The sequence below is a fragment of the Streptomyces viridosporus genome, assembly GCF_002078235.1.
GTDB classification, from domain to species: domain Bacteria; phylum Actinomycetota; class Actinomycetes; order Streptomycetales; family Streptomycetaceae; genus Streptomyces; species Streptomyces viridosporus.
Genome location: NZ_MSGP01000296.1, coordinates 1 through 1,724 on the forward strand (window position 1 = coordinate 1; position 1,724 = coordinate 1,724).

Sequence of the window (1,724 nt, forward strand, 5' to 3'; positions counted from 1 at the left end):
GTGCGATGCTCGCGGTGTCCGCGGCGGAGGCGGAGGTCGCCGAGCTGCTGCCGGCAGGCGTTTCGGTCGCCGCGGTGAACGGGCCGGAGTCCGTGGTGGTCGCGGGCGCGGAAGACGCCGTGGAGAGCGTCGCGCGGCAGGCGGGGGAGCGGGGCTGGAAGCACAAGCGGTTGTCGGTGTCGCACGCGTTCCATTCGCCGTTGATGGATCCGATGCTGGAGGAGTTCGCGGCGGCGATCGCGGACGTGGAGTTCCGCGAGCCGGTGATCCGGCTGATCTCGGGTGATCCGACGAGTCCGGAGTACTGGGTCCGGCATGTGCGCGAGGCCGTGCGGTTCGCCGACGCGGTGCGGGCGATGGTGGACAGTGGTGTGAGCACGTTTCTGGAGCTGGGGCCGGACGGCACGCTGTCGGCGATGATCCAGGAGAGTGCCGAGGTGACGACCGTGCCGACGCTGCGGCGTGGCCGGGACGAGGAGACGGCTGCGGTCACGGCGCTGGCGGTGCTTCACGCCCACGGTGTCACGGTGGACTGGCCGGCGTTCTTCGCCGGCACGGGCGCCCGCCGGGTGGACCTGCCGACCTACGCCTTCCAGCACGAGCGGTTCTGGCCGGAGCCGTCGGACGCAGCGCCTTCGACGGCCGGACACCCGCTCCTCGACTCGGTTGTCGCACTCGCCGACGGTGACGGCGTGGTTCTGACCGGCCGGCTGTCCTTGCGGACGCAGCCGTGGCTGGCGGATCATGTCGTGCACGGCCGGGTGCTGTTCCCCGGCACCGGGTTCGTGGAGCTGGCGCTGCGCGCCGGCGACGAGGTCGGGCTCGACCGGATCGACGAGCTGACCATGACGGCGCCGCTGGTGCTGCCGGAAAAGGGCAGCATCGCCTTCCAGGTGTCGGTCGACGGGACCGGCCGGATCGGTGTCTTCTCCCGGCCCGACGGCACGGACGACCCATGGACGCAGCATGCCACCGGCACCCTGGGTCAGGGCGCCGCCCCCGCCGCCGACATCGGAGCGTGGCCACCGGCCGACGCGGAGACCCTGTCGCTCGACGGGTTCTACGACCGGGTGCTGGAGCTCGGTTTCGACTACGGGCCGTCGTTCCAGGGCCTGCGGTCAGTCTGGCGTGCCGCCGACGGCGTGTTTTTCGCGGAGGTCGAACTGCCCCAACAGATGTCAGGGCAGTACGGCTTGCACCCGGCGCTGTTCGACGCCGTCCTGCACACCCTCGGCGCGACCGCGCACGGCGAGCGGAGCGGGTTGCCGTTCGTCTGGGAGGGCGTGTCCCTGCATGCGGCCGGCGCTACCGCGCTGCGGGTCCGGCTGGCCGTCGACGGCGACACCGCGTCACTGACCGCGGTCGATCCGGCGGGCACGCTCGTGCTCTCGGCCGATGCGCTCACGCTGCGGGTCGTCACGCCGGATCAGATTGGCCGCGTGAATTCGTTGTATCGGGTGGAGTGGTCGATGCCGGTGCCGGCGGTGGAGGCGGGTGAGGTGCGGTTCGTGGAGCTGGTGGGTGGTGAGGATGTGGTGGCGTCGGCGCATGCGCTGGCGGCGCGGGCGCTGGAGGTGGTGCGGGAGCCGGATGCGCGGGTGGTGTTCGTGACCCGGGGTGTGGTCAGTGGTGCGGATCCGGCGGCGGCGGTGGTGTGGGGGCTGGTGCGGTCGGCGCAGACGGAGTTCCCGGGCCGGTTCCGGCTGGTGGATGTGGAGGGCGGC

General features: G+C 72.1%; 1 protein-coding gene. It reads left to right on the forward strand.

Going from position 1 to position 1,724, the window contains the following annotated elements; all coding sequences use genetic code 11:
- Positions 1 to 14 precede the first annotated feature (14 nt).
- Positions 15 to 1,724 (forward strand): polyketide synthase dehydratase domain-containing protein (locus B7L92_RS21255; RefSeq protein WP_255311065.1); only part of this gene is annotated, 1,710 nt, incomplete at its 3' end.